Origin of the sequence: Bartonella queenslandensis AUST/NH15 (assembly GCF_000312585.1) — a bacterium.
Taxonomy (GTDB): Bacteria; Pseudomonadota; Alphaproteobacteria; order Rhizobiales; family Rhizobiaceae; genus Bartonella; species Bartonella queenslandensis_A.
In genome coordinates this window covers 1-1,445 of record NZ_HE998087.1, presented here as the reverse complement: position 1 = coordinate 1,445, position 1,445 = coordinate 1, and the positions used below count along the sequence as shown (strand labels likewise).

General features: G+C 34.0%; 3 protein-coding genes. All 3 read right to left on the bottom strand.

Annotated elements, in window-relative coordinates; genetic code table 11:
* A partial coding sequence (locus BN338_RS12725; protein WP_210160964.1) for a hypothetical protein occupies nt 1-207 on the bottom strand: 207 nt, incomplete at its 3' end.
* Entirely contained in the window at nt 158-349 is a 192-nt protein-coding gene (locus BN338_RS09475; protein WP_039761576.1) for a hypothetical protein, read from the bottom strand. The genes BN338_RS12725 and BN338_RS09475, both read right to left, overlap by 50 nt.
* Nucleotides 350-464: 115 nt before the next feature.
* Nucleotides 465-1,445: VENN motif pre-toxin domain-containing protein (locus BN338_RS11375; RefSeq protein WP_083868472.1), on the bottom strand; the 981-nt coding region annotated here is incomplete at its 5' end.

The window sequence follows — 1,445 nt, the reverse complement described above, 5'->3', positions numbered from 1 at the left end:
TTCTCCAATCCCCGGATAACAGCTAACTGTATAAGGAATTATTCTATTCCACTCTTTGTTTATTTGATTTTCACTCCAATTGTCTCTAAACTCTTTCAGAAGCTCTGCATCTCCTTCAAATTTTTTCAAATCTTCTTGGTATTTATTAAGCTGTTCCTTATTTTCCCCTAGATACCGTTTCATAATTTTTCCAAAAGGTTTTTGCATCTCCTGTTTTATACGCTATTTCAAAATCTTTTTGACATTCTGTTAATTGAGAATTACCAGTTTTTATGTCAATAACTTTTAATACACCTTTCTCCACATAAATAATATCAGGGCGATGTATTTTTTTAAAAGCAAAGTTCATAAATTATTCTCCACAATTCAAAGCTTATTCTTGTTAATAATAATCTACTGCCGTAGATGATAATAGCTGGTTTCACAACTCCCAACTTAGCTTTTTATATTTTTAGTTTCCCTCATCACTCACTTTTCTTAAGTCCTGGATAACGAAAAAGCTTAAATTCGGTTTTTTCTAACTTATTACTTAATTGTTCTTTAATCCAGTTTTGATTAGCTTCTCTCAATTGATCTTGATTTCCTTCAAAATTTTTGAAATCTTTTTGATATTTCTCTAAAAACTCTTTGTTCTCTTTAAAAAATTTTATAAATTCGCCTTTCGTAGATTCTGCATTTCCTTCCTTATGTGCCTCTTTCAAAATTTTTTGAAATTTACTTAAATCAGCATCTCCCGTTTTTACTTCACCAACTACTAGTTTACCATCCTTTATATAAACAATATCCGAACGAGACCTCACTGTACCTTTATCCGTCTTAGTTTTGAATACGACTTCTTTATCACATACTATACAGCCTTCATCTCTTAATTCTTGTTTTTTCTCATCCCGTTTTTCGTCATGATGCTTCCTGACTTGTGCAAGTATGTTATCCTTTCCATCATTATTATTTTGCGGTTTTTTATTGTTTCCATTTTTTTTCTTATTTTTACTTTCCTTCTGAGAATTTTTATTTTTTTCTTCTTGTGAGTTTTGATTTGTTTTTTCGCTGTCCTCTGCAGGATTTTTCGATGCAAACCAATAGGCAAGAAAATCAGCTATAGCCGACCTATTGCTAGGAGATTGAACAATAGTTGCTCCACCAGCCATAAAAAGAGACAGAACTGCCAACTCTTCTGGTGTAAGCGACACAATGAACGCTACAGCAGCCGCTACCACAGGAAGAAAATTATTCTCTGCAGCATTTCCTGCGGCATCCGCGCCAGTATTGACATCACCACCAGCAAGTGCCGCTGCAAATCCTCCCGCAACGCGGGAAATATCAATGGCATGATCATTAAAATCAGAAAACTGTGCTTGAATCTTTGCATTTATACGCGCTTGTTCTTCTGCCGTTGGAATACGACCATCCAATGCTGCTATTTCTTTTTGTATTAAATTTTTGGA